The 19,115-nt window shown below is 67.0% G+C and carries 15 protein-coding genes and 1 pseudogene; 4 read left to right on the forward strand and 12 right to left on the reverse strand.

Going from position 1 to position 19,115, the window contains the following annotated elements:
- Window positions 1–49: 49 nt before the first annotated feature.
- On the reverse strand, window positions 50–2,317 hold the full coding sequence (locus QE373_RS18105; RefSeq protein ID WP_309689321.1) for a TonB-dependent receptor: 2,268 nt from the start codon (window positions 2,315–2,317) through the stop codon (window positions 50–52).
- Window positions 2,318–2,474: 157 nt separating this feature from the next.
- On the opposite strand from QE373_RS18105, the gene QE373_RS18110 reads away from it, so the two are divergent.
- Both QE373_RS18110 and QE373_RS18115 read left to right on the forward strand, forming a co-directional pair.
- A complete protein-coding gene (locus tag QE373_RS18110) occupies window positions 2,475–3,500 on the forward strand; it encodes a TIGR00266 family protein (protein ID WP_057508983.1) in 1,026 nt (341 codons plus the stop codon).
- A 137-nt stretch (window positions 3,501–3,637) separates the two neighbouring features.
- Window positions 3,638–4,630: a patatin-like phospholipase family protein gene (locus tag QE373_RS18115; protein WP_309689324.1), complete on the forward strand. Its 993-nt coding sequence runs from the start codon at window positions 3,638–3,640 to the stop codon at window positions 4,628–4,630.
- A 183-nt stretch (window positions 4,631–4,813) separates the two neighbouring features.
- Here the strand turns inward: QE373_RS18115 and QE373_RS18120 are convergent, their stop codons facing one another.
- Together QE373_RS18120 and QE373_RS18125 are read right to left on the reverse strand one after the other, a co-directional pair.
- The gene (locus QE373_RS18120) at window positions 4,814–6,835 is read right to left on the reverse strand and encodes a hypothetical protein (RefSeq protein ID WP_309689325.1); all 2,022 of its coding nucleotides are present in this window, start codon (window positions 6,833–6,835) and stop codon (window positions 4,814–4,816) included.
- A 95-nt stretch (window positions 6,836–6,930) separates the two neighbouring features.
- Window positions 6,931–7,416 (reverse strand): Lrp/AsnC family transcriptional regulator, encoded by a 486-nt coding sequence (locus QE373_RS18125; RefSeq protein WP_057508986.1) that lies wholly within the window; start codon window positions 7,414–7,416, stop codon window positions 6,931–6,933.
- Between the two features lie 124 nt (window positions 7,417–7,540).
- Here QE373_RS18125 and phhA point away from each other — a divergent pair, with 124 nt between their 5' ends.
- Window positions 7,541–8,434, forward strand: coding sequence for a phenylalanine 4-monooxygenase (gene phhA, locus QE373_RS18130; protein ID WP_309689328.1), 894 nt, complete (start codon window positions 7,541–7,543; stop codon window positions 8,432–8,434).
- A gap of 147 nt (window positions 8,435–8,581) precedes the next feature.
- The gene (locus QE373_RS18135) at window positions 8,582–9,364 is read left to right on the forward strand and encodes a hypothetical protein (RefSeq protein ID WP_309689330.1); all 783 of its coding nucleotides are present in this window, start codon (window positions 8,582–8,584) and stop codon (window positions 9,362–9,364) included.
- A gap of 74 nt (window positions 9,365–9,438) precedes the next feature.
- Here the strand turns inward: QE373_RS18135 and QE373_RS18140 are convergent, their stop codons facing one another.
- From QE373_RS18140 to QE373_RS18180, 9 genes and pseudogenes are all read right to left on the reverse strand, one after another.
- Window positions 9,439–10,569: a GDSL-type esterase/lipase family protein gene (locus tag QE373_RS18140; RefSeq protein WP_309689332.1), complete on the reverse strand. Its 1,131-nt coding sequence runs from the start codon at window positions 10,567–10,569 to the stop codon at window positions 9,439–9,441.
- Window positions 10,570–10,653: 84 nt separating this feature from the next.
- Window positions 10,654–11,410 (reverse strand): annotated as a pseudogene (gene kduD / locus QE373_RS18145) (2-dehydro-3-deoxy-D-gluconate 5-dehydrogenase KduD).
- Between the two features lie 84 nt (window positions 11,411–11,494).
- Entirely contained in the window at window positions 11,495–12,343 is an 849-nt protein-coding gene (gene kduI, locus QE373_RS18150; RefSeq protein WP_123699973.1) for a 5-dehydro-4-deoxy-D-glucuronate isomerase, read from the reverse strand.
- Window positions 12,344–12,478: 135 nt separating this feature from the next.
- The gene (locus QE373_RS18155; RefSeq protein ID WP_057508991.1) at window positions 12,479–13,540 is read right to left on the reverse strand and encodes a LacI family DNA-binding transcriptional regulator; all 1,062 of its coding nucleotides are present in this window, start codon (window positions 13,538–13,540) and stop codon (window positions 12,479–12,481) included.
- 39 nt (window positions 13,541–13,579) lie between these two features.
- On the reverse strand, window positions 13,580–15,169 hold the full coding sequence (locus QE373_RS18160; RefSeq protein WP_309689339.1) for a family 43 glycosylhydrolase: 1,590 nt from the start codon (window positions 15,167–15,169) through the stop codon (window positions 13,580–13,582).
- A 97-nt stretch (window positions 15,170–15,266) separates the two neighbouring features.
- Window positions 15,267–16,550 (reverse strand): TRAP transporter large permease, encoded by a 1,284-nt coding sequence (locus QE373_RS18165; protein WP_057508993.1) that lies wholly within the window; start codon window positions 16,548–16,550, stop codon window positions 15,267–15,269.
- Window positions 16,551–16,552: 2 nt separating this feature from the next.
- On the reverse strand, window positions 16,553–17,098 hold the full coding sequence (locus tag QE373_RS18170; protein WP_309689344.1) for a TRAP transporter small permease: 546 nt from the start codon (window positions 17,096–17,098) through the stop codon (window positions 16,553–16,555).
- A gap of 11 nt (window positions 17,099–17,109) precedes the next feature.
- Entirely contained in the window at window positions 17,110–18,111 is a 1,002-nt protein-coding gene (locus tag QE373_RS18175) for a TRAP transporter substrate-binding protein (RefSeq protein WP_309689347.1), read from the reverse strand.
- A 37-nt stretch (window positions 18,112–18,148) separates the two neighbouring features.
- Complete coding sequence (locus tag QE373_RS18180; RefSeq protein WP_309689910.1) at window positions 18,149–18,967, reverse strand: 2-keto-4-pentenoate hydratase; 819 nt, start codon at window positions 18,965–18,967, stop codon at window positions 18,149–18,151.
- Window positions 18,968–19,115: the final 148 nt, after the last annotated feature.

The following is a 19,115-nucleotide window of genomic DNA, read 5'->3' on the forward strand; positions in this document are numbered from 1 at the left end:
GACCCTCAAGGGGGGGCGACCGTGGGCCGCCACCCCGTTTTCCGGTCGATCAGAACTTCGCGGTGAACTCCACGCCGAAGGTACGCGGCTCGTTGAGGAACCCGGTCAGGTTGTTGAAGTCGATCGCACCGACCACACGCACCTGGTCGGTCAGGTTGCGACCGAACACGGCGACATCGTACTGGCCGTAATCCCAGTTGTAGCCCAGGCGCAGGCCGCCTTCCAGCGAGCTGCGGCTGCGGAACTCCGGCGATTCGTACAGGAAGAAGTTGACCTCGCTCTTGTACGCCCAGTCGGTGTAGACGTAGAACTCGCTGGCATCGGTGACCGGGAAGCCGGCACGCAGGGTCAGGTTGTGGATCCACTTCGGTGCCTGCGGCAGCGAATTACCGTTCACCAGCGCGTAGGTACCGCCGTTGATCACCGTGGTCGGATCGGTGATGGTGCAGCCGCCGCCGCAGATCGCCACCGCCAGGTCGGGATCCTTGATCTCGGTGTCGTTGTAGCTGCTGCCCAGGGTCAGCAGCACGTTGTCGGTCAGGTAGGCCTCGAAGTCGAGCTCGAAGCCCTGGCCGATGGTCTTGTCGGCGTTGAGCAGGGTGGCGGTGTTGTTGCTGCCGCCGACGGCGATCAGCTGCTGCCCATCCACGTCGTAGCGGAACACGCTGAAGCCCAGGCGCGCACGGCGGTCGAACAGGTCGGCCTTGATGCCGGCTTCGTAGGAAATCACCTTCTCCGAATCGGCCTGGGTCACGCCACCGAAGGCCAGTCGGCCCTGGATGGAGGGCGCGCGGAAGCCCTTGGCCACGCGGGCGTAGGCGTTGACGTTGTCGGTCAGCGCGTAGACACCGCTCAGGTCCCAGCTGACGTCGTCGACATCGCTGTTGGCCACGTACGGTCCGCTGACCGGCGTGCCACCGGCGACGGCCTGCAGCACGCTGGCGGTGAAGTCCTTCTTGTCCTGGGTGTAGCGCACGCCGGCACGCAGCTTGAAGCGGTCGGTGACGTCGAAATCGCCGGAAGCGAACGCCGCCCACGCCTTGTTGCGCTGCTGCTGCACGGCATGGCCGCTCTGCGGATTGCCCGGGGTCAGCGAGTCGTAGTTGAAGCTGTCGATGGTGACGTCTTCATCGAAGTAGAACACGCCGGCCTGCCAGTCGAAACGGCCCCACTCGTTGGATTCGACGCGGAATTCCTGCGTCCACTGGCGGTGGCTCGGCAGGCCGTCGGCCGATTCGGACGGGAACGGGATGAAGCCCGGGCCGTAGTTGCCGGCGCCCAGGAACGACGCGCCGTAGCCGCCGTCGATGTCGCCGTGGTTAAGCGACTCGGCGGTTTCGTAGCCGGTGATCGAGTGCAGGGTGACCCGGCCCAGGTCCCACTTCAGGCGCGCGCTGCCGCCCCAGGTTTCCAGGTCGGAGAAGTTCTGCCCGTCGGTGGATACTTCATCGCGGTCGAAGTTTTCCACCAGCTTGTTGCTGCCCGGCTGGATGATGTTGGCGCGGAACAGGCGCGCGGTGCCGTTGAGCTTGCGCTTGTGCAGGTTGAACAGGCCTTCGAAACCATCGCCTTCGTACAGGAACTGCACGCGTGCGGCGCCTTCGTCATAGCCTTCGAAACCCTGCGCCGGTGCGTTGCTGCGGGTGTTGGTCACCCAGTCGTCGCGGCGCTGGTAAAGGGCCGATACGCGGGCCGACCAGCGGCTGGTCAGCGGACCGCCGTAGGCGCCCTGCACGTTCCAGGTGTCATAGCTGCCGTAGGCCACCTTGACGTAGCCATCGGCGTCCTGCGACGGACGTGCCGAATCGAACTTCACCACGCCGGCCGGGGTGTTGCGGCCGAACAGCGTGCCCTGCGGGCCGCGCAGCACTTCCACGCCGGCCAGGTCGAACAGCGGGAAGCCCTTCAGCAGCGGGCTTTCCTGCACCACGTCGTCGTATACCAGCGACACCGGCTGGGACGCATTGAGGTCGAAATCGGTGTTGCCCAGGCCGCGTATGTAGAAGCGCGGGAAGGCACGACCGTAGGACGATTCGATGTTCAGGCTGGGCACGCGGCCAGCCAGGAAGCGGATGTCGTCACCGGCCGAACCGAGGACATCGAGCTTCTCCCCCTGGATCGCGGTGATCGCCACCGGCACGTCCTTGGCGTTCTCGACGCGGCGCTGGGCAGTCACGGTCAGCGCATCGAGCGCGACGGGATCCTTGCTGGCCGGAGCTTGCTGGGCAACTGCGGACAGCGGCAGCAGGGCGGAGAGAGCGAGAACGAGCGGACGCACGACCGGTCGGCGGTCGTGGACGGAACGGTTCGGGGACATGGCGGTAGGCTGTGTTGGGAGGGGTGGTGGAACGGCGCTACCAGATAATTGTTGCAATACAACACGCTTGCCGCAAATGCCGCGCGTTCATGGCCGTCGCGGCGGCCCTCGCCCGCCCGCTAGACTCGGCATTCCCGCACCCCTTGGAATCGCAGCGATGAACCAGTGGTACTTCCATGTCCCCGGCCAGGCCGACCGCGTCGGCCCCTTCGACGATCAGGCTGCACGCCACTTCGCCCAGGGCAATCCGCGCGCGCTGGCCTGGTGCCAGGGCATGAGCGGCTGGATGGCGATCGGCGAGGTACCCGAACTGCGCAGCGAGGCCCCCGGCATGTCCAGCGCACCGCCGCCGGTTCCCGGCCACGGCGCGCGCAGCCAGCGCGCGGACGACATCGATTTCCGCATCGTGGGCCATGAAATGCAGTTCGTGGAGATCGAGCTGGACCCGGGCGAGAGCGCCATCGCCGAAGCCGGCGCGCTGATGTTCAAGGATTCGGCGGTGCAGATGGATACGGTGTTCGGCGACGGCTCACACAGTGGCCAGGGCGGCGGTTTCATGGACAAGCTGATGTCGGCCGGCAAGCGCGTGCTGACCGGCGAGAGCCTGTTCGCCACCCTGTACACCCACACCGGCCACGGCAAGGCCAAGGTGGCCTTCGCCGCGCCCTACCCCGGCACGGTGCTGCCGATGAAGCTGGACGAACATGGCGGGCGGCTGATCTGCCAGAAGGACAGCTTCCTGGCCGGCGCGCGCGGGGTGCAGATCGGCGTGCAGTTCCAGCGCAAGATCATGACCGGCCTGTTCGGCGGCGAAGGCTTCATCATGCAGAAGCTGGAAGGCGACGGTTGGGTGTTCATCCATGCCGGTGGCTGCGTGGTCGAGCGCGAACTGGCCGCCGGCGAGCGGCTGGACGTGGATACCGGCTGCGTGGTCGCCTACCACGCCAGCGTGGACATGGACGTGCGCCGGGTAGCGGGCATCAAGAGCATGGTGTTCGGCGGCGAAGGCGTGTTCCTGGCGACCCTGACCGGCCCCGGCAAGGTCTGGCTGCAGTCGCTGCCGTTCTCACGCCTGGCCGGCCGGATGTGGATGGCCGCGCCGCAGGGCGGCGGCCAGAACCGCGGCGAAGGCTCGGTGCTGGGCGGCCTGGGCCGGATGCTGGACGGCGACAACCGCTTCTGAGGGCGGTGGCGCCCGCTGGCGCACGGTAGGGACGGCCAACGGCCGTCACTACCGGCTGAATGCGTGCAGGAGATCGACCGCCAGCGGCCACCACGACCGGCTATGCTGGCGCCCTTTCCTGCTGCGTCTGCCTGCCGATGAGCCTGTCCCGCACCCGTGTGATGCTGTCCGTTGCCCTGCTCGGCCTGCTGGCCGGTTGTGGCGGGGAGAACGCCCGCCCCACTCCGCCGCCTGCGCCCACCGTGGTGCAGCCCGCCAAGCCGGTGAAGATTGGCATCGCCCTCGGCGGCGGCGCGGCCAAGGGCTTCGCCCATATCGGCGTGATCAAGATGCTGGAAGCCAACGGCTTCGAGCCGGTGGTGGTGTCCGGTACCAGCGCCGGCAGCGTGGTCGGTGCGCTGTACGCCAGCGGCATGGATGCGTTCGAGATGCAGACCAAGGCGGTGGCGCTGGACGAAGCCAGCATCCGTGACGTGCGCCTGTTCTCCGGCGGACTGGTGCAGGGCCAGAAGCTGCAGGACTACGTCAACCAGCAGGTCGGCAACAAGCCGGGCGAGCGCCTGCGCAAGCCGTTCGCGGCGGTGGCCACCAACCTGGAAACCGGCGAGCGCGCGGTGTTCGTGCGGGGCAACGTCGGCCAGGCGGTGCGTGCCTCCAGCAGCATCCCGGGGGTGTTCGAACCGGTGAAGATCGGCCAGAACAATTACGTCGATGGCGGCGTGGTCAGCCCGGTACCGGTGGACGCGGCGCGCCAGCTGGGCGCCGAGTTCGTCATCGCCGTGGATATCTCCAGCAAGGCCAGCGGTCGTACGCCGACCGGCATGCTGGGCATCGTCAACCAGTCCATCGCGATCATGGGCCAGCGCCTGGGCGAACAGGAACTGGCACGCGCGGACATCATCATCCGGCCCCGCGTGCTGGATATCGGCGCATCCGATTTCAGCCAGCGCGGCAAGGCGATCCTGGAAGGCGAAAAGGCCGCGATGGCGGCCATGCCGCAGATCCGCGCGAAGATCGAGCAGATCCAGCGCGCGCGCGCCGCCGCCCTGCCGCCGCCGCCGCCGCCCAAGCCGAAGTGCGAGGAGCCGTCGCGCGTGGGCCGGCTGATGGGCCGCAAGGCCGACTGCTGACGGCCGTTGGTAGTGACGGCCGCTGGCCGTCGTGCCGCGCACCCCTGCGCTGGTGGGTGACGACCGTTGGTAGTGACGGCCGCTGGCCGTCGTGCCGCGCACCCGTGCTGTGGTGGGTGACGACCGTTGGTCGTCACGCGGTGGCCCCGCCGCTACCGTGTTACGTCCCTCACGACCTGATCGTTACCGCTTTACATGCCCGGCGGCGCGCCGCTTTTCCATGCGCCGCGTTTCCAGGCTTTCTGCATGGCGCTGCGCGCTCAGCTGCAGCTGTTCCATCGCATCGCCCGGCAGCCACAGCTGCTGGCTGCCACGGGTCAGCGCCAGGTAGGCCGCGCGCACCGGGCTGTGCGCCTGGCGGGTCTCGTAGCCGGTGATGAAACAGCACGCCGACATCGCCACCCGGTCGAACTGCAGGTTCTTGGCATGCTGGGCCAGGCACAGCGTGATGCCTGCGTCCTGCGCGGGCAGCAGCGCCGCCAGCAGCTGCTCCAGCGCGGTTGCATCGAATCCACCCGAAAACAGCGCCGGAATATCGCCCTGCCCGCGCTCCTCGCAGGCGTCCACGAAGGCCTCCCAGCGCCGGCTCGACTCGCCCCGGCCGACGCTGCGCCAGGCATCGATCGGCGCCTGCGCTTCTTTCTGCAGCAGGCGCAGTGAAGCCGGATGCACATGCACCCGCGCCCCCTGCGCGACCAGCAGGTGGGCTTCCTGCAGCAGCCGCCACAGGCTCCCGTACAGGCGTGCACCGGACTGCGGCACCTGCGACCACGCGGCATACCGGCGCACGCCGGTGGCGCGGTCGCTGGCGCCCATGAAGCGTTCGCTGGACGCACCGATGTCATCCAGCGCCAGTGACTGGTTGACCAGGCCATCCACCTGGCTGCCCTGGCGCACCGATTGGCTCATTTCCAGCACCTTGGCGCTCGACCAGCGCGATGCGCGCCCGACCAGCCGCTGGTGCGGATCGCCCAGGCTGACGACGCCGGGCGCATGCCGTGCCAGCACCTGCTTCCAGGCCGGACTCAGTTCGTGGGCCTCATCGACCAGCAGCATGCCCAGCCCGACCGGCGGCGCCACGCCCTGCAGCTCCAGCCATTTGCCGAGGTGCCCGGTATTGAGGCTGAGGCAACCGCCCTTCTGCACGCCGGCATCGAACATGCAGTGCCAGACGTGCTCGGCGGCTGCCACATAGGGCGCCGCGTCGAGCATGGCCCAGGGCAGCGAACGGTCGAAATGCGCGGCCTGCAGCGTCGGCGATGACGACGCACACCACCGGTTGATGCCCTCCAGGGCCGTCATCAACACCTGCTCGGGCACGCGCTGGCCGATGCCCTGCAGGCCGATCCGGCGGGTGATCTCCCAGGCCGGGACCGTGCTCAGCCGGTAGGTCGGCACGAAGCCGTTGCCGCGGCCGCTGCGGGCGGCCTGCTGCACCATCAGGTTGGCCAGTTCGATCTGGGTCAGCAGCCGCGTGCCGGACTCCGCGGGCAGCCGCGGGCGGAAGGCTTCGACCTGACCACGCGACGGCGCGATGTAGGTATAGCGGCCGGGCCGGGCCTCCATCAACGCCAGCACCAGGTGGCTTTTCCCGGTACCGGCGTAGGCGTCCAGGTCGATCAGTTCATCCGGGTTGGCGGCGATGGCACGCAGCACGCGCGCCTGTTCGCTGGTGAACAGCCCGTTGCGCTCGATCGCCCCGGTCGCACGCGGCGGCGCTTGGTCCGGGTCCGGTTCGGGATCGCCCGCTTCGTCCTCGTCGTCGGGCGCGGCGGTGCCCGGGTAACGGATCGTGTGCTCGGCCAGGGTGACCTGGCAGGCGGCCTGGAAGTCCGCACCCGGATACGCATCGGGCGAAGCGGCGAGGAAGCGCTCCACCGCTTCGTCCGATGCCAGCAGCACGCCGTGCATGGCCAGGTCGGCCAGCCACGCATCCAGGGCCGGCTGCCCTTCGCCACCTATGCCCGCCAACTGGGCGATGACCGCACTGCCGTCTCCCGCGGCGAACAGCGCGCACGCATCGTGAAGCAGGCGTTCCAGCTGCGCCCCGGGATAGGCGTGCAGGCGGCACAGCTGCGCGGCGAACAGGCCGGCCTGTTCCAGCGGCGTCGCCGACGGCGTGCCGCGGCCCAGGTGCTGCGCCAACGTCCGCCGCCGCAGTGGCAGGAAATGGGTGGTGTCGGTAATGGGCGCGGTGTCGGGCATGTCGATGATCGAAAAAAGTGCTGCAGCCAACGCCCCGGTTCGACGCTACTGCTGGCGACGATGCTCGGCTACCGCATGGCTGCCGTCAAACCGGTTCACCCGCCCAGCTGCGACAACGGCAGCGCGCGGAAGGGTTTCACGGTGCGCAGCACGAAGCTGGAGTTGACGTCGGCCACGCCGGAGGCATTGAGCAGTTTGTCCAGCAGGAAGCTGGAAAAATGCTCCAGGTCGCGCACGTAGATCTGCAGCAGGTAGTCCATGTCGCCGGTGAGCGCATGGCAGGCCACTACTTCGTCCCATTCCAGCACGCTGTCGGCGAACCGCGCGATGGCCGCCTGGTCATGCTTTTCCAGCTGCACGCGCACGAAGGCCTGCAGCCCCAGGCCGATGTGCTTCGGTTCCAGCCGCGCCCCATAGCCGGCGATCACGCCCTCGCCTTCCAGCCGCTGCAGGCGGCGCAGGCAGGCCGAAGGAGACAGGTTCACCCGCGTCGCCAGTTCGGCATTGGTGGCGCGGCCATCACGCTGGATCTCGGCCAGCAGGCGTAGATCCGTGCGGTCGAACTGGACTTCACCTGCCATTGCTGCCTCGCAACACGGGATGGACGCAACGATATTGCGCCAGAACGCCCTCAACACGCAACTTTGCAACCCTGTTGCGCGATCCCTGCCCTAGCATCGTCAGACACCCGAATGGAGCCCTCCCATGGACCAGACCCCCCCCCGCCGCGTCGAGCACCAGCAGACCGACAAGGGCTATGTGCCGGTCTATACCACCGCCGTGGTGGAACAGCCATGGGACAGCTACAGCGCCGACGACCACGCGACCTGGAGCACCCTGTTCAAGCGCCAGCGCGACCTGCTGAACGGACGTGCCTGCCAGGAGTTCCTGGATGCGCAGGACGCCATGGGCATGAGCGCGGACATGATCCCGCGCTTCGAGCAGCTCAACGAGGCACTGGCGGCGGCCACCGGCTGGACCCTGGTCGGCGTCGAAGGGCTGCTGCCGGAACTGGATTTCTTCGATCACCTGGCCAACCGGCGCTTCCCGGTGACGTGGTGGATCCGCCGGCCCGACCAGATCGATTACATCGCCGAACCGGACATGTTCCATGACCTGTTCGGTCACGTGCCGCTGCTGATGAACCCGGTGTTCGCCGACTACATGGAAGCCTACGGACGCGGCGGCGTGAAAGCCCATGCGCTGGGCCCGGACGCGTTGCAGAACCTGACCCGGCTGTACTGGTACACGGTCGAATTCGGCCTGATCAACACCGCCGATGGACTGCGCATCTACGGCGCCGGCATCGTGTCGTCGAAGGGCGAATCGCTGTACTCGCTGGAGTCGCCGGCACCGAACCGGATCGGCTTCGACCTGGAACGCATCATGCGCACGCGGTACCGCATCGATACCTTCCAGAAGACCTACTTCGTCATCGACAGCTTCGAACAGCTGATGCAGGCCACCGCACCGGACTTCACCCCGATCTACGCCAGCCTGGCGGACCAGCCGCAGCTGCCGGCCGGCGAGGTGCAGGCGGACGACCGCGTGTTCCAGCGCGGCACCGGCGCAGGCTGGGCGACCGGCGGCGACGTCTGAGTGGGGTGATCGTGCGCTGGGCTGGTGGCGACCGTGGGTCGCCGCCGTGCGTAGCGTGCGCGATTCTTGAAAGCCATATGTTGGCACCGTCTATCTAATCGTCCCGCACCCATATGCGTCGCTTATGGCGCCTTTCCGCGGAGCAGGATGACGACGCTGAGAATCAAATTTCAATTCGAGCATGGCTCGGCTGATAGCCATGTGCTGGATGCCTACGATGCGGCGCGGGCACTGACCGGCATCGCACGCTCGCTCAACATCACGCTGCATGCGTTGCTCAACGACGAAGTAAAGACACAGGGCGATACCGCCAGCGGGGTCGAGGTGTTTCTTGCGCCGCCCAAGCGTGGCAGCTTCGTGTACGAGTTGGTGATGAGCTTCACTGAGCTGGTCGCCACCGGCGTCGCCTACGATTTCATCAAGTACGCCTTCAATGAGGCGATCGGCAACGACGCCGACGAGGCACAGACAGTGGCGCTGCAGAAGCGCATCGAACCGACCATGGGTGCATTGCCGGCCGCGCTGGAAACCGCCTTGCTGGAAGCGCATCGCCCGATCGCGCAGGCGCCGGAAATGACCCTGACGGTGATGCGCCCCCGCGGCCAGGTGCTGGCGCGCTTCGACAACCAGACCATCCGCCAGCTTCAGCCTGTCGTCGAGGACCTGGATGCGCCGGTGCTCGGGCACGTGACCCGCTACAACACCCTCAGTGAGTGGGGCAAGCTTTACAGCCACGATGAGCGCCGCGTGGTCTCATTCCAGGTGGTTGACGAACTGGACATGGCGCAGCGCTCGCTGATCACCTGGTCGCTGCACCAGAACAATCTGGGCCAGGAAGGCGCCATCGCACTGCATGCCCGCGCGTTGATGTCGCCGGGCTCGCATCGGGTCAAGCGCTATCTGGTGACCCACGTCGCGCGGCCAGCCTGAGGCCCGTTACGCTGGAGAGCCTCTGCTGCGCTCGCCAACCCTGGATCGGCGCTACCGGTCATCGGTCGGGGACGTCAGCGTGGATACGCCAGCAGCAGCACCAGGTCTCCATCACCCACCTGCTGCAGCGCATGCATGCTGCCTGCGCGGGTCAGCAGCGCGTGGCCTGCGCGTACGTCATGCTGCTTCCCGTCCAGCACGTAACTGCCCTGCCCGCTGACGATGTAGTAGATCTCGTCCTTGTGCTGCGGGTGCAGGCCGATGCCGGCGCCCTTGTGCAGCACCCGCTTGCGCAGCACGAACGGCAGGCCTTCGGCATCGGCGAAGAACGGATACGCGGTGGTCGGGCCGGCGCCGCCATGGGGTCCTGGCTGCGCGCGTGCGATGGCATCTTCATGCACTACCTGCGAACCGAAGCGGTCAGGTTCCTTTGCCCGGCGGGAAATGGAATCCGACCCCTCCCGCTGCGTGTCGCCCACGTCACAGTCGATGTCACGCACCAGCGCCGGCTTCACTGTCGGCTGCAGTTCGGCCCAGTCGCGCAGCACCAGGCAGGCGACCGCATGCGCACCGGCCGTGCTGAAATGGGTGCCATCGGCCTTCTGCTGGTCCGGAACGAACAGGAAGTACGGCTTGGCGCCCTGCTCGCCCAGCGCGCGGATCCAGCGCGTGGAACGGTCGTTGAGGTCGATCAGCGCGATGTCCTCGCGTGCGGCCAGCTGCTTCATGGCCAGGGTGTAGACCCCATGCGTGTCCAGCAGCGAACCGAAGTCGTACAGCAGGCGTGCCACCGGAGTGACCAGTACCGGCGTGGCGCCGGTGTCGCGTGCCAGCTGCACGTAGCGCATCAGGAACGTGGCGTAGTCACCGGCAGGATCGGTGTAGCGCGCGGGGTCTTCGAACTTGGCATCGTTGTGGCCGAACTGGATCAGCAGCACATCGCCATTGCGCAGCTCGCCGGCGATGGCGTCCAGCCGTCCTTCGGCGATGAAACTGCGCGTGCTGCGCCCTCCCTTGGCGTGGTTGCGCACCTCGATGCGCGCCGGATCCAAGTAGCTCTGCAGCATCTGCCCCCAGCCCGCCTGCGGCGCCCGCTCCGGCCCGTATTCGGCCGCCGTGGAATCCCCGGCAATGAACACCCGCTGCGGCGCCGCGTGTGCGGTAGCAGCGAACGACAGCAACAACAACAGCGTCAGGCGCAGCATCGGCGGGGCCTCTGGTAGCGCCGAGCCATGCTCGGCGGATTGCCGGAGTGACGACCAACGGTCGTCACCCACACGGTTGGCGGATTACCGCGCCAGCCAGCCACCATCGACCGGCAGTACCGCGCCATTGACGTAGTCCGACGCCGACGAGGCCAGGAACACCGCCGCACCGGCCAGGTCTTCCGGGTTGCCCCAGCGTGCGGCCGGAATGCGCTCCAGGATCGACTTGTTGCGGTCTGCATCGGCGCGCAGGGCGGCGGTATTGTCCGTCGCCATGTAACCCGGGGCGATCGCATTGACGTTGATGCCCTTGCCGGCCCATTCGTTGGCCAGCAGGCGGGTGATGCCGGCGATGCCGCTCTTGCTGGCGGTATAGGACGGCACGCGTACGCCGCCCTGGAAGGACAGCATCGAAGCGATGTTGATGATCTTGCCGTGGCCTTGGGCGATGAAATGCCGGCCGGCCGCCTGCGAAATGAAGAACGCGGACTTGATGTTGACGTTCATCACGTCGTCCCAGTCCTGCTCGGTGAAGTCGACCGCGTCGGCGCGACGGATCAGCCCGGCGTTGTTGACCAGGATGTCCAGGCCACCGAGGCCGTCGATGGTTTCGCGCACTACGCGCTCGACCGGCTCGATGCTGACCAGGTTGGCTTCGATGGGCCAGGCAGCGGCGGCCCAGCGCGGTGATCTTCGCCACGGTGTCGGTGGGCGGTGCGATGCCGGCCACGGCCACGTCGGCGCCTGCGGCAGCCAGTGCCACGGCGATACCCTGCCCCAGGCCGGTGTTGCCACCGGTGACCAGCGCGACCTTGCCTTCCAGACTGAACGGATTAGCCATTGATGCATTCCTTGTGGATACGTGCGTTGGTCGCACGAGGGACGGACCGCCGCCGGCGCGGCGGCCGGCGGCGTTGCTGATGCCTTACTTGAGCTGGCAGATGTCCAGCACGTGCATGTCGGTGTAATCCAGGTTCTCGCCACCCATCGCCCAGATGAAGGCATAGTTGCTGGTGCCGGCGCCCATGTGGATCGACCACGGCGGCGACACCACCGCTTCGTTGTTCTGGATCACGATGTGGCGCTGCGCTTCGGGCTCGCCCATGAAGTGGTACACGCGATCGTTCTGGCCCAGGTCGAAGTAGAAATACACTTCGCTGCGGCGGTCGTGCAGGTGCGGCGGCATGGTGTTCCAGACGCTGCCCGGCTTCAGCACGGTCAGGCCCAGCAGCAGCTGCGAGGACTGGCAGGTGGCCGGCACGATGTACTGGTAGATGGTGCGTTCGTTGCTGGTTTCCAGCGCGCCACGGTCCAGTGCCACGGCGTCCTTGATCGACAGCGCCTTGGTCTCGAAACGCGCGTGCGCCGGGGTCGAGGCCAGGTAGAACTGCGCTGGGTTGGCGGCATCGTCCGAAGCGAACACCACGTCTTCGCTGCCCATGGCCACGTACAGGCCATCCTTCGGGCCCAGGGTGAAGACGGTGCCGTCGACGGTGATGGTGCCGCTGCCGCTGCCGACGTTGATCACGCCCAGCTCGCGACGTTCCAGGAAGGCGTGGCCGGCGGCCGAGGCCGGTTCGGTCTGCTTGGGCAGCGAAACCGGGCCGTTGACCGGTGCCGCGCCGCCGAGCACGAAGCGCTCGTAGTGGGTGTACTTCAGGGTCACCGCATCGGCGTTGAACAGGCCATCGAGCAGGTACAGGTCGCGCAGGTCGTCATTGCTGGCGCCCTTGATGGCATCGGGATGGGTGGCGTAATGGGTCTTGCAGTACATGGCTTCTCCAGAGCAGGGGACGGGCCGATGACTCGGCGCCGGCGCGGTGTGGCGGCCATTCTAGCGGCCTTGGACACCGGTGTCATTTTGCACCGCAAGGTGCTGTGTCGGCATTGCGGGGCGGGGGTTTTCGGCTTATTCGTCCTGCGGCGGCTGGCAGGAATCGCGCACGATCAGGTGCGGGCGCACGCTGGCGATCTGCATCGTCGGCTGGCCATCGGGCTGGATCAGCATCGCCGCAGCGGTACGTCCGGTATCGCGCGTGTGCCGCCGTACCGACGTCAGCGACGGCCACAGGCGCGAAGCCAGCGGGCTGTCGTCGTAGCCGATGATCGACAGTTCGCGCGGGATGTTGATGCCTGCGCGCAGCGCAACCTTGTAGATACCGGCGGCCATTTCATCGTTGCCGGTGAAGATGGCGGTCGGGCGCTTCTTGCCCAGCAGCAGCTTTTCCGCAGCGGCCACGCCGGATTCGAAGGTGTAACCGGCTTCGACGATGCGGTCCTTGGGCAGCTCGATGCCGCGCTTGGCCAGCGCTTCGATGAAGCCGGAGGTGCGTTCATGGGCCGAACGGTAGGCACTTGGGCCGGTCACCAGTGCGATATCGCGATGGCCGAGAGACAGCAGGTAATCGGCCGCCTCGGCGGCGCCATCGCGATCATGGGTGACCACCATCTGCGAGGTTTCATCCAGCGGCAGCGAGGCGATGCGGGTGAAGCGGCAGCCGATCTCCTCCAGCGCATCGGCCAGCGCCTGGTCTTCGGACGCACGCGGTACCAGGATCACCCCATGCAGCTTCTGCTGCTGCACGAAGCGGCAGACGCCCTCGATATAGCCGGGGCTGCGGCTGTCGCAGGGATGCACCACCAGTTCGAAGCTGGACCCGCGCAGCGCGTCCAGTGCGCCGTACTGCATGTCCACGATGTACTGCGCGGTCGGGTTGTCGTACACCATCCCGATCAGGAACGAGCGCCGGAAGGCCAGCCCGCGCGCCAGCGGGTCGGGGGTGTAGCCGACCTCGCGCATCAGCGTTTCCACCTTCTCGCGCGTGTCCTTGCGCACCAGCGGGGAGTTGTTGATGATCCTTGAAACCGTTTTCTTCGACACCCCAGACAGCCGCGCGATGTCGTTGATCGTTGCCGCCTTGCCTTTCATTCCTGCCGGCTTGGCGGCATCGTTCGTGTTGCGCACTGACATGTCTTCGACTCGAGGGGTCCGGGGATTCTAGCCGCGCGCTCAGTCGAGCGCGCGGTAGCGGAAGTTGCGGAAGGTGACCGCACCGTCGCCGGCCGCGTACAGCGCCGGCTTCAGGGCCAGGAACTTGCCCGCCACATTGTGATGGTAACCGGACACTTCCATCTGAACCGGGTACTTCTCCCAGGTGCGGCCGTCGGTGCTGGAGTGGATGGTGACGATGTGGCGGTTGTTGGTCACCCGCAGCCACAGCTTGCCGCCGGTGCTGCTGGGGGTCAGGCGGGTAGGGCGCTCTTCACCGTAGCGGTGCATGATGAACTTCTCGCCATTGCTGCCAACGCCCACGTACAGGCGGTCGCTGTAGTACAGCAGGGCGCCGCCGACCGCGCCGGGGGCGACGTCCATTTCCACCTCGAACTGGTAGGCCTTGTCACCGGCGATGGCGGTCAGCGGCGAGCTGTCGCGCGGGGTTTCGCCCTTGCCCTGCAGCACCAGTCCGTTGCCGCTGAAGCCCAGCCGCTTGTATTCGTCCTGCGCGGGGTTGAAGAACGACCACTGCGGACCGAGCCTGCTGCCGGTGAAGGCATCGGACAGGGCCATGCCGTGCTGGCCCACCGATTCGCCGGAGGGCTTGCGCAGCGGCTGGCCGAGATCGCCGCCCTTGGCCACGAACCAGCCATCGGCGGTCCATTCGATCGGCTCCAGCAACGCCTGGCGACCCAGCGTCCAATAGCCGTTCTCGTAGCCGTGGTACATCATCCACCAGCGGCCGTCGGTGCCTTCGATGACCGTGGCATGCCCGCGCGACCACCACGGCTCTGCAGCGGAGCGGGTGCGCATGATGGGGTTGTTCGGGGCGTTCACCCACGGCCCGTGGATCGAACGCGAGCGCGCGGTGATCACCATGTGCCCGGTCGGCGGGCCGGCGGTGCCGCCCACCGCAGTGGTCATGTAGTACCAGCCATCGCGGAAGTTGATCTTCGGGCCTTCCTGCGCGTACGCCTCCACGTCCCAGCTTTCCGGGTACTTCCAGCCGCCGTAGACGTGCTTGGGAGTGCCGACCACGCTCAGGCCGTCGTCGGCCAGCTGCACGTAGTCGCCGCCACTCAGGAACAGGTAGCGCTTGCCGTCCTCGCCAACGGCGTGGCCCGGATCGATGTACTTCTCCAGGCCGATGTCGATCGGCTCACTCCACGGGCCCTTGATGTCATCGGCCCAGACCACGAAGTTGCTGCGCGTCTCGCCGGTGCGTGCCGGGAAGTAGATGTAGTAGCGACCTTCATGCTTGATGATGTCCGGTGCCCAGATCGCGCCGACATTCTTGGTGATGGCATGGCCCAGCGGCTGCCAGTTGACCAGGTCGCGCGAGTGCCACAGCGGCAGGCCGGGATAGGCATCGAACGAGGACAGGGTCAGGTAGTAGTCCTGGCCGTCCTTCAGCACCGACGGATCCGGACGGTCACCGGCAAACACCGGGTTGAGGAACGTACCGTTGCCGAGATCAGCCTGGCGCTGGTTCTCGATACCGCGTTTCCAGTTCGTCGCGGCCGCCGGTTCGGCGGCAGCCACGGTCGATGTTGCCAGCAGCAGGCCACCGGCCAGCAGGATCTTCAACGTGTGCTTGAACTGCATCGTTTTCCCTCCCAGGAAACTCATGTAGGTGACGACCGTTGGTCGTCACGCTTGCTCGGACAGGTGACGACCCGGGTCGTCACGCCTTCTCCCCACATCAGGCACGCAGCAGATGCGGCAGCCACAGCGACAGGCTGGGGAAGAAGGTCACGATCAGCAGCACGCCCAGTGCTGCGAACCAGAACGGCCAGATGCTGCGCATGCTTTCGCCGACGCTGATCTTGCCGATGGCGGTACCGATGAACAGCACCGAGCCCACCGGCGGCGTGACCAGGCCGAGGCCACCGGTCAGCACCAGCACCAGGCCGAAGTGGATCGGATCGATGCCATAGGCCTTGGCCACCGGCAGGAAGATCGGCGTGCAGATCAGGATCATCGGCGCCAGGTCCATGAAGGTACCCAGCAGCAGCAGCATCACCACGATCATCAACAGCACCATGAACTGGCTGTGCGCGAAGGACTGCAGGAAGTCCACCGCGGCCACCGGCACCTGCAGGAACGCCAGCAGCCAGCCGAACACGGCCGCGGTGGCGATCACGAACAGGATCACGCCGGTGCTGCGGGCGGCATGGATGACCGTGCCGAAGAACTCGCGCCACGGCAGCTGCCGGTACAGCACGGTGGTGACCAGCAGCGCGTACACCACGGCGATGGCCGCGCTTTCCACGGCGGTGAAGATGCCGGCGCGGATGCCGACGAAGATCAGGGCCACCAGGCCCAGGCCGGGCAGGGCGGAGAAGATGCGCAGGGCCACCGCACGCCAGCCGGGGAACACTTCCACGCCATAACCACGACGACGCGCCACCACGTAGCCGGTGACCATCAGCGCCAGCGTCATCAGCAGCGCCGGCACGATGCCTGCAGCGAACAGATCGGCGATGGACAGGCCACCACCGGCCGCAGCCGAGAACAGGATCAGGTTGTGCGACGGCGGCACCAGCAGCGCCACCAGCGCGGCGGTGATGCTGACATTGACGGCGAAGTCGCGGTCGTAACCGCGCTTGACCATCTGCGGGATCATCGTGCCGCCCACCGCAGACACATCGGCGATGGCCGAACCGGACACGCCACCGAAGAACAGCGAGGACAGGATCGAGACCTGGCCGAGGCCGCCGCGCATGCGTCCCACCAGCGAGGAGGCCAGCGCGATCAGGCGTTCGGAGATGCCGCCGCGCATCATGATCTCACCGGCGAAGATGAACAGTGGAATCGCGATCAGCGATGCCGAGCCGGTGCCGGCGGAAATCTGCTGCACCAGCACGATGCTGGGAATGTCCAGGTAGAGCAGGGTAGCCAGCGCGGCCGCCGCCAGCGCGTAGGCAACCGGCACGCCGAGCAGCAGCAGGCCGGCGAATACCAGGAAAAGCAGGGTAATGCCCATGTTCAACGATCTCCTTCAGCGTCTTCGACGGCGACCACCGCGAGCGGGAAATGGACCCGCCAGGCACGGTTGAGCGCGAACAGCACCATCAACGCCCCGCCCACCGACAGCGGCAGGTAGTTGATGCTCTGCGGCAGGTTGGCACCGGCGGCCTTGGTGTCCAGGCCATCCATCAGCAGCACCATCGCGAACACGGCGAGGTATGCGCCAAGCACGCCGATCACCAGCTGCACGAAGGTATCCACCGCGCGACGCAGCCGCGGCCCCATGTACGCGGCCAGCAGGAAGAAGCCGAAGTGGCGGTTGGTGTGCACGCCGCAGGCGGCGCCCAGGCTCATCGCCGTGCTCAGCAGCAGCAGGGTCACCGGTTCGGTCCAGCTGGGCGAATCGTTGAGCACGTAGCGGGCGAATACCTGCCAGCCCTGCACCACCACCAGCCCCAGCAGGGCGGCCACGGCGATATAGATGGCGAAGTCGGCGATGCGGTCCAGCAGGCGCTGTCCTGCGCCGGGGGCGATCGGGGCAGTGCCCGTCGTCATGTCGGTCATGGCGGAGTTCCTCAGGCGAGATCGCGGATGCGGCTGACCATGGCGGTCAGCTCGGGCTGCTTCAGGTACTCCTGCAGCAGCGGATCAGCGGCCTTGCGGAAGGCCGCCAGGTCCACCTCGTTGGTCTTGACGCCGAAGTCGACCACCGCCTTGCGCGCGGCATCTTCGGAAGCGTCCCACTGCTCACGCATCACCTTCACCGAGGCGCGCGCCGTTTCCAGCAGCAGCTGGCGATCGTCCGGCCGCAGCTGGTCGAAGCTGGCGCGTGACATCAGCAGCACGTCCGGCGCGTACGAATGATCGCTCTGCGACCAGTAGTGCGCGGCTTCGAAATGCCGGCTGGAATGGAAGCTGCGCATGTTGTTTTCCGCACCGTCGATCATGTGCGTTTCCATGCCGGAGAACGTGTCGCCCAGCGACATCGGGGTCGGGTTGGCACCGAACAGGCGCATCAGCTGGATGAAGATGTCCGACGAGGCCACGCGCAGCTTCAGGCCGCGCAGGTCCTGCGGGGACACGATCGGGTGCTTGGTGTTGTAGAAGCAGCGCGCGCCGGAATCGTAGATCGCCAGGCCGACCAGGTCGCGGCTTTCGAAGCCGCGCAGCACCGCGTCCGCCACGCCGCCGTCCAGTGCGGCGCGCATGTGCGACACGGAATCGAACACGTACGGCAGGCACAGCGCCTGGGTCAGCGGGAAGGCGTTGTTGAGCGCGCCGGAATACACCCGGGTGATGTCGATGGCGCCGAAGCGGGCCATGTCGATCGCTTCGGATTCACGGCCCAGCTGCCCGGAGTGGTACTGGCGCAGGCGCAGGCGCCCACCGGTCTCGCGTTCCAGCGTCTGGCCGATCCACTTCACCGCAGTCACGGTGGGATAGTCCGCCACATGCACATCGGTGGCGGTCAGCAGGTGGCCGCCGGCCACGCTGTCGCCGGCCTTGCTGCAGCCGACCAACGCCGGCGCGGCAAGCGCGCCGAGGCTGGTGGCCAGGAAGTTTCTACGTGTGATCATCTGCGCCCTCCCGCGCGTGTTCACCAGGCGGCTGCGGTCATCCCGCAGCGACGGCCCGGCAGGCAATGTCTCCGAAACCCGCGAACCGCACCACTGCCGTCTGGCCTACGCGGATGTCATGGATACCGGTCGCGTTGCCGGTGGCGATCAGTTCACCGCGCTTGAGCGGGCGACCGCGCTTGGCCGAACGCGCCAGGGCGAAGGCGATCGCAGTGCGCAGACCACCGGGCAGGCGGGTTGCGCCGCCGGTGCCGACCACTTCGCCTTCGATCAACGTCTCGGCACGCAGTTCGCTGTCGTCGCGCGTGGTCCAGTCGGTGATTTCCGGTCCCAGCAGCAGGCCGTTGTTGTTGCCGAAATCGGACACCACCACCAGCGGGCCGAGGATGTTGATCGTGGCCAGCGGGCTGCTGGCCACTTCCACGCCGATGTACAGGCGGGCCGGCAGCGCTTCGGCCTGCTCGGGGGTCCACTCCAGCTGGTCGGCCGGCGCGTCTTCCAGCAGCTCGATCACGTACTCCGCTTCCACGGCCGCGAAACCGCCTTCGTAGACGGCGATGTCGAGCGTTGTTCCACCGGTAGCATTCTGCAGCCGATTGTTGAATATCGGGCCCAGCAGACGGTCATCGCCGGAGATGTCGCGGCGCTCTTCGGCGATGTAGCCGACTTTCCAACCCACCACCTCATGCTCCCACTGGCTGATCGCCAGGTCCTGCACGTGGTAGGCGCTGACCAGGTCGGCGGGGACTTGGCCGGGGAAATCAGCCAGTGATGCGCCTGCGCGGCGCGCGCCGGTGAAGGCGCTGGCGATGGCGGCAGGATCGGCGGCGGCCGCCGGTGCGGTTGGCAGGTCCATGTTGCCGGGTTCGTTGCTCAAGGAGGCTCTCCCTTTGGCGTTGTTGCGCTGCGCATCGACAGCGTTCGGATGACGTGTATATGGTAAACCGGTGTCATCTGGCAATGTGCAGTGCGTCAGAAGGCACGAGGGGAGTGGCCAAGGGCCA

The sequence above is a fragment of the Stenotrophomonas sp. SORGH_AS_0321 genome (assembly GCF_031453215.1).
In the GTDB taxonomy this organism is placed as follows: Bacteria; Pseudomonadota; Gammaproteobacteria; order Xanthomonadales; family Xanthomonadaceae; genus Stenotrophomonas; species Stenotrophomonas chelatiphaga.